The organism is Bacillus cereus group sp. TH152-1LC (genome assembly GCF_027710505.1).
Lineage (GTDB): Bacteria > Bacillota > Bacilli > Bacillales > Bacillaceae_G > Bacillus_A > Bacillus_A mobilis.
This window is the reverse complement of record NZ_JAQFNK010000029.1, coordinates 44,200-52,305: the sequence shown is the minus strand read 5'-3', so window position 1 is coordinate 52,305 and position 8,106 is coordinate 44,200. Positions and strand designations below refer to the sequence as shown.

Genomic DNA, 8,106 nt, shown 5'->3' with positions numbered 1-8,106 from the left:
ACGCTTGAAAATAGTAGACAGAGTTGCTTATTGGCAGGTGTGGCAATTTTATTGAAAAGATTTTAAACAGGTTCTTAGAAAAACTAGAAGCTTTAACTGGTAAATCAATAGAGGTTATCCATATGGGCGGCGGTGGTATTCAAAATGATTTATTTTGTCAATTTACCGCAAATGCGACAAACCGCCCTGTTATAGCCGGACCGGTTGAAGCGAGTGCGATTGGAAATGCATTATCCCAATGGATTGCACTCGGGAAAATAAAAGATTTAAAGGAAGGTAGAGACATTGTTGAAAATTCGTTTCCTGTTAAACAGTATCAACCTCAAAATCAATCAGAATGGCAGGAAGCATACGGCCGCTTTACCGAAATAATCGACCAAAATGTAACGAAAAAGGGGTTTTAAAATGAAAACTGTTCATAATAGATTTTACAATAAACTACCAAAAATCGGCATAAGACCAACTATTGACGGGAGAAGAAATGGTGTACGTGAATCTCTTGAAGATATGACGATGAATCTAGCAAAATCGGTAGCGAACTTATTAACTGAAAATTTGCGTCACTATAATGGGGAAGCGGTAGAATGTGTCATTGCTGATACATGTATCGGCGGTGTGGCTGAATCGGCTAAAGCGGCTGAAAAATTTGCAAGAGAGGGAGTCGGTGTTTCTATCACTGTTACACCATGCTGGTGCTATGGTTCTGAAACAATGGATATGAATCCCGATATTCCAAAAGCAGTATGGGGATTTAATGGAACAGAACGTCCCGGGGCAGTGTATCTTGCGGCTGTCCTAGCTGCCCACAATCAAAAGGGCATTCCGGCTTTCGGCATATACGGGAAAGATGTGCAAGATTTAAGTGATACATCCATTCCTGAAGATGTGCAGGAAAAGTTACTCCAATTTGCAAAGTCTGGTCTTGTTGTTGCTACTTTAAAAGGGAAATCGTATCTTTCGATGGGATCTGTCTCTATGGGGATTGCCGGTAGTTCCGTCCAACCTGAATTTTTCCAAGATTATTTAGGAATGAGAAATGAATACATCGACATGTCTGAATTTGTAAGAAGGATAGATGAAGAGATTTATGATAAGGAAGAATATGCAATGGCTTTAAATTGGGTGAAGGAGTATTGTCCAGAAGGCCCAGATAATAATGCAGAAGAAATGCAACGATCAAGGGAGCAAAAGAATAAAGATTGGGAAACGAGCGTTAAAATGACGTTAATTGCAAGAGATCTTATGGTTGGAAATCCGAAACTAGAGGAACTTGGCTATGGTGAAGAAGCATTAGGACATAACGCCATTTCTGCAGGTTTCCAAGGTCAACGCCAATGGACGGACCATTTCCCGAATGGTGATTTTATGGAAACAATTTTAAATTCATCCTTTGATTGGAACGGAATTCGACCTCCATACATTATGGCTACTGAAAATGATAGTTTAAATGGGGTTACGATGTTATTTGGCCATTTATTAACAAATACGGCTCAAGTTTTTGCAGATGTAAGAACGTATTGGAGCCCGGAGGCGGTAGAACGCGTGACAGGGCATAAACCGGAAGGATTGGCGGCAAATGGATTTATTCATATGATTAACTCCGGTTCCGCTGCGCTTGATGGTACAGGACAACAAACGAAAGATGGAAAGCCTGCTATAAAACCGTTTTGGGAAATTACGGAGGAAGAAGCTCAAAATTGTCTAGCGGCGACTTCTTGGAGACCAGCTTCAACTGGCTATTTCCGCGGAGGTGGATTCTCAAGTGATTTCTTAACGAAGGGAAATATGCCTGTAACAGCAGCTCGTCTCAACCTTGTAAAAGGATTAGGTCCTGTTTTACAAATTGCAGAAGGTTACACAGTTGAAATACCGAAAGAGGTTCACAACGTATTGGATGAAAGAACCGATCCAACTTGGCCAACAACTTGGTTTGTACCAAATTTAACAGGAGAAGGTGCCTTTAAAGATGTTTACACTGTAATGAACAATTGGGGTGCTAACCACTGTGTAATTAGCTACGGACATATTGGCAATGATTTAATTACTCTTGCTTCCATGCTCCGAATTCCTGTAAATATGCATAACGTCAAAGAAGAGAACATATTCAGACCGAGTGCATGGGGTATGTTCGGAACAAAAGACCCAGAAGCAGCAGATTATCGCGCCTGCCAAAACTTTGGCCCATTATACCATTAATGATAAGATCCCCTGATTGCATATCGGGGGATTACTATAGAGCATATTTTTCTGAATTGGAATGAAATTGTACCAACTGTAGTGCTGAAAAGAATCGCAAGTAATAGGAAACTCTTGAACATACAAATACACATTATTTTCGTATCCAAAATAATAAAACAATAAAAAATAACGGGGGTAAAAATATGGTTAAAAGTTTATGGAACGAAACGAAGGCAACACAATTATCGCAAGGAGTAGACGAATTAGTGTATCGTTCGAATTTAATTGGAACTGACCGTGCAGTATGTAATTGGGGCGGCGGAAACACATCGGTAAAGACATTTGAAAAAGATTTTCGCGGTCATGATATAGAGGTCATGTGGGTGAAAGGAAGTGGATCTGATTTAGCGACTATGAAAGCACAAAACTTTACTGGTTTAAGAATGGAAGACATTCGTTTATTAATGGAGCGCGAAGAAATGCCAGACGAAGAAATGGTAGAGTACTTAGCACATTGTATGATTGATAGCAAGCATCCGCGTGCGTCTATCGAAACATTATTGCATGCTTTCTTACCTTTTAAACATGTAGATCATACACATCCAGATGCCATTATTAGTCTTTGCTGCGCACATAACGGAAGACAAATTGCTGAGGAGATTTACGGTAATCGTTTCGTTTGGGTTCCGTATGTGCGCCCTGGATTTACGTTATCTAAAATGATTGCAGAAGGCGTGAAAAATAATCCAAATGCTGAACTAGTGTTAATGGAAAAACACGGCCTAGTCGTTTGGGGAGATACGGCGAAGGAGAGTTATGAAAAAACGATTGCTGTTATTAATGAGGCAGAACAATATATCAATGAGCGAGTGAATGAAAGTACTGTATTTGGAGGTCAAAAATACGAAGCACTTTCAGTAGAAGAGCGTAGGAGAATTCTTGCAAAAGTAATGCCGATTATTCGCGGGGCAGTTAGCGATGAAAAGAAGATGCTATTATCCTATGATGATGCAGATGAAGTACTTCAATTTGTAAACAGCCACAATGTACGAGAGCTTTCGCAAGTTGGAGCGGCTTGTCCTGATCATTTAGTTCATACGAAGCGCAGTCCTCTTTATATCGATTGGGATCCGGAAACGAAAGACACGGACGGATTAATAGAGAAAATGAAAGCTGGTGTGGAAAGCTTTAAAGAAGAGTATAAAGCTTACTTTGAACGTAACAAATACGAAGGAGACAAAATGTTTGAATCTGCACCTCGTGTAATTTTAATTCCTGGTATCGGTATGGTGAATACCGGTAAAAATGTGGCGATGTCAAAAGTAAGTGGTGCGCTGTATCATAGGGCGATTTCAGTAATGAAAGGTTCCACAACACTTGGACGCTTCGTTTCTTTAAATGAAAATGAATCTTACAATGTGGAGTACTGGCCATTAGAGCTATATAAATTATCGTTAGCACCAGCTGAAGCAGAATTTTCTCGCAAAGTTGCCTTTATTACAGGTGGTGCTGGCGGAATTGGAAGTGAAACAGGACGCTGCCTCGTTTTAGAAGGCGCACATGTAGTACTTGCTGATTTGAACTTTGAAGGGGCAGAAAAAGTTGCGGCTGAAATTAACGAGAAGTATGGCGAAGATCGTGCGCTCGCGGTAAAAATGGATGTAACAAAAGAAGAAGAAGTGAAGGCGGCATTTGAGCAGGCAGCACTTGCTTACGGAGGCATTGATTGTATCGTGAACAATGCAGGACTTGCGACATCGAGCCCATTTGATGAAACAACGCTTCAGGAATGGAATTTAAATATGAATGTTCTTGGAACGGGATATTTTTTAGTAGCACGTGAAGCATTCAAGCAAATGAAACAGCAAGGAATTGGTGGGAACATGGTATTTGTCGGCTCAAAAAACTCGGTATATGCCGGGAAAAATGCTTCAGCATATAGCTCTGTAAAAGCACTTGAAACGCATTTAGCAAGATGTATTGCAGCTGAAGGCGGTGAGTATGGTATTCGTGTAAATTCAGTTCTTCCCGATGCGGTTCTGCAAGGATCAGCTATTTGGGGTTCAAAATGGCGTGAAGAACGTGCCGCAGCATATGGTATCGAGCCTGATCAATTAGAGGAGCATTACCGTAAACGTACAACATTATTGGTTAATATTTATTCGAAAGACATCGCTGAATCGATTGCTTTCTTTGCCTCTTCAAAGGCGGATAAAACAACGGGATGTATGATTACAGTTGATGGCGGCGTAACCGCAGCATTTACTAGATAATCATTTCGCGTATATAACAAGAAGTATAATAGGCAAATGTTTTTTGCCTATTATACTTCCATATAAAAGAATAGCGAATTTCATGGGGAGAATAGAATAAGTCAATGCGTAGAAGGGGACATTTTACATTCGCTTTTCAAAAGGGGATGGAAATTTGAAACTTAAAAACTTATTAACAGGGGGATTGCTTTTTGGTACTTTATTATTCTCTTTAGGAAGCACGGGAGAGTTTAGTAAGGTAGAGGCAACATCACCTATTACAATTGAAACTCCAAAACCAGAAGGAAAGAAATTAATGCTTTGGTACAATCAGCCAGCAAAAGATTGGGAAAAACAAGCATTGCCAATCGGTAATGGTTATATGGGCGGCATGGTCTTTGGCGGAGTCCAGCAAGAACGTATTCAGTTTAATGAAAAAACACTTTGGACTGGCGGACCGAGCAGTACGAGTGAGTATACTTTTGGGAATCGTGATGGGGCAGCGAGTCATTTAGGTAGTATTAGAGAAAAATTATCGAAAGGTGATAAATCAGGAGCAGAAAGGGAATCTTCACAATTTCTTACAGGTCTTCAAAAAGGGTTTGGTTCCTATCAAAATTTTGGAGACATATACTTAGATTTTAATATGCCAGATGCGACTTCATTTTCCAATTATCGCAGAGAATTAAATGTAAATGAGGGAATTGCTACTGTTTCTTATAACTATAAAGATGTTCAATACAATAGAGAATATTTCACAAGTTATCCTGATCGCGTTATGGTCATGCGTTTAACGGCTAGTGAAGCGAAAAAGATTTCATTAGATGTGAGACCAACGAGCGCACAAGGAGGGGAAGTAACGTCCGTAGATAATAAAATCACGATGAAAGGACAAATAACGAATAATGGAATGAAATACGAAGCAGCATTCAAAGTATTGAATGAGGGCGGTACGTTAACAGCAGAAAATGGAAAAATAAAAGTAGCAAATGCAGATACCTTAACAATTATTATGACTGCGGCAACTGATTATGAAAATAAATACCCTACTTATAAAGGGGAAGATCCACATGAAAAGGTTGAAAAAGTCATGTCTGCTATTTCGAAAAAGAGTTATGAGGTTTTAAAATATACACATATTAAAGACTACCTCTCTTTATTTAATCGTGTTTCTTTAAATTTAGGAGGGGAACAACCATCTGTTCCAACAAATGAACTACTAGCGTCTTACAGTAAAGAAAACAGTAAGTATTTAGAAGAACTATTCTTCCAATATGGAAGGTATTTGCTTATTTCTTCTTCAAGACCAGGAACGCTCCCTGCAAATTTACAAGGTGTATGGAATAATTCGAACACACCACCGTGGGAAAGTGACTATCATTTCAATATTAATTTGCAAATGAATTATTGGCCGGCAGAAGTGACAAATCTGTCTGAAACAGCTGTGCCATTAATGGATTATGTGGATTCATTAAGAGAACCAGGAAGAGTTTCAGCTGAAAAACATTTCGGTGTTAAGGGCGGCGGATGGACCGTTAATACGATGAATAATCCATTTGGATTTACTGCACCTGGTTGGGGATTAGGCTGGGGCTGGGCACCTAGTGCGAACGCCTTCATTGGTCAAAACGTTTGGGAACATTATAAATTTACAGATGATAAACAATACTTACAAGAAAAGATTTATCCGATTCTTAAAGAAGCAGCAGAGTTTCATAGTAAGTTTTTAGTGGAAGATCAAAATAAGAAGTTAGTTGTTTCTCCGTGTTGGTCTCCAGAGCTTGGTGGCATTTCTAATGGATGTGCCTTTGACCAACAGTTAGTATATGAGTTGTTTTCAAATGTAATTGAAGCGAGTGAAGTTTTACAGATTGATAATGTATTTCGTGATGAGTTGAAGGCGAAAAGGGATAAATTATTCCCACCAATTCAAATTGGTAGATACGGTCAAGTGCAAGAGTGGAAGGATGATATTGACGACCCTGGTGAAACGCACCGGCATATATCTCAGCTAGTGGCGCTATATCCTGGAAGTATGATTAATCACAAAACACCAAAATGGCTAGAGGCCGCTAAAGTTACTTTAAACCATCGTGGTGATGAAGGAACAGGCTGGAGTAAAGCGAATAAAATTAACTTATGGGCACGTTTATTAGATGGTGATCATGCTTATAAAATTTTGCAAGGGCAACTTACAGGAAGTACGCTCAGCAACTTATTTGATACGCATCCACCGTTTCAGATTGATGGAAACTTTGGCGCGACATCAGGAATTGCTGAAATGTTAATTCAAAGTCATACCGACTCCATTCAACTATTGCCTGCACTTCCGAAAGCTTGGAAGGACGGTTCTTACAAAGGACTAAGAGTACGCGGTGCATTTACGATTAATGCGGACTGGAAAAATGGTGTTCCTACAGTTGTTCAGGTGACTTCTGATCACGGAAATGATGTAAAGTTAAAAAGTCCGATGTTCAATACACCATTTACTGTGACAAGAGTCGGAACGAACACACCAGTGCAATATACGAAGGATGGCGATACGATTTCCTTTAAAACGGAGCAAGGTAAATCTTATAAAATTGAGTCTATGCTCAGTTTCGAGTTAGAATCTACGAACAATGTAACAGCAGGAAATACAGTGAAGGTAAAAGTTCATTTATCAAACTTTGGTACATTGAAATCTTCTTCTGGAGAAGTGGTTGTAAAGGCTCCTGAGAGCTGGAATGTGAAACCAATTCAAGTCGATTTTGAAGGTATGGAACCAGGAGGATCTAAAACAATTGAGGCGGATTTACCTGTTCCAATTGATATAGTTGCTAACAAGTACGCCATTGAAGCGGAAGTAAATACAGATAGTGGAAGGGTTAGTAAATCGAATCAAATAGAAGTAACTCCAGCAGTAAAGCTCATTTCGGCAAAGGTAGAACCAAATCCAATTATTGTTGAAGGTGGTTCTACTATATTAAAAGTAAAAGTTCAAAATGAAATAAAGGAAAAAGTAACTCCTGGCAAAGTTGAGCTTCAATTACCAGACGGCTGGAATGCACAGCCATCCACAACGGACTTTCAATTACCGGCAAGAGGAGAAGAAACATATTCGTTTGTTATCACTCCGCCAACTCAGTTTAAAGGAATGAAAGAAGTTGGTGTCTCCGTAAAATTGGGGAATTCGGTGGTGACTTCAACGAAAGTGCAAGTCGCTTCTGGTGGTATTTATCTTAGTGATATTCCATGGGTAAAAGCAACTGCCGGATGGGCAACAGTTCAAAAAGATAAAAGTACTGATGGAAACCCAATTTCATTACTCGGAACGACAGGCCCGATTACGTATAAAAAAGGAATCGGAACTCACGCGAAATCAGAAGTTACCTATGATATATCAAAGGCAACTTACAAACAATTTAATTCTTATGTAGGAATTGACCAAGAACCTGGCGGTAAAGGTGGTTCGGTCGTGTTTAAAGTACTACTTGATGGAGCGGAAGTATTTAATAGCGGCACAATGTACTATAATACCCCGGCCAAATTTGTTGATGTTGATCTTACAGGTAAGAAAGAATTAAAACTAGTAGTTGACGATGCAGGAAACGGTATTGGAAACGATCATGCCGACTGGGGCGATGCTTGGTTGAGTTATAGATAAATATAGGCTAACAATCTAAAAAAACGCTAT

The 8,106-nt window shown here is 39.5% G+C and carries 4 protein-coding genes; all 4 read left to right on the top strand.

From position 1 onward, the window contains the following. Positions 1-23 precede the first annotated feature (23 nt). The 4 genes from PDL00_RS31330 (at position 24) to PDL00_RS31315 (ending at position 8,076) form a co-directional block, all read left to right on the top strand. Positions 24-404, top strand: a complete 381-nt coding sequence (locus PDL00_RS31330) for an FGGY-family carbohydrate kinase (protein ID WP_270733448.1) — start codon at positions 24-26, stop codon at positions 402-404. Position 405: 1 nt separating this feature from the next. Then, positions 406-2,196: an L-fucose isomerase gene (locus PDL00_RS31325; RefSeq protein ID WP_270733446.1), complete on the top strand. Its 1,791-nt coding sequence runs from the start codon at positions 406-408 to the stop codon at positions 2,194-2,196. A 185-nt stretch (positions 2,197-2,381) separates the two neighbouring features. Then, positions 2,382-4,451 carry a bifunctional aldolase/short-chain dehydrogenase gene (locus tag PDL00_RS31320; protein ID WP_270733444.1) on the top strand — a complete coding sequence of 690 codons (2,070 nt, stop codon included), beginning with the start codon at positions 2,382-2,384 and terminating at the stop codon, positions 4,449-4,451. 154 nt (positions 4,452-4,605) lie between these two features. Further along, on the top strand, positions 4,606-8,076 hold the full coding sequence (locus PDL00_RS31315; RefSeq protein WP_270733442.1) for a glycosyl hydrolase family 95 catalytic domain-containing protein: 3,471 nt from the start codon (positions 4,606-4,608) through the stop codon (positions 8,074-8,076). Positions 8,077-8,106 lie beyond the last annotated feature (30 nt).

Bases quoted from the DNA above. Each gene is read 5' to 3' on its own strand.
- PDL00_RS31325 (WP_270733446.1), top strand. From the start codon at position 406: ATGAAAACTGTTCATAATAGATTTTACAATAAACTACCAAAAATCGGC.
- PDL00_RS31320 (WP_270733444.1), top strand. From the start codon at position 2,382: ATGGTTAAAAGTTTATGGAACGAAACGAAGGCAACACAATTATCGCAA.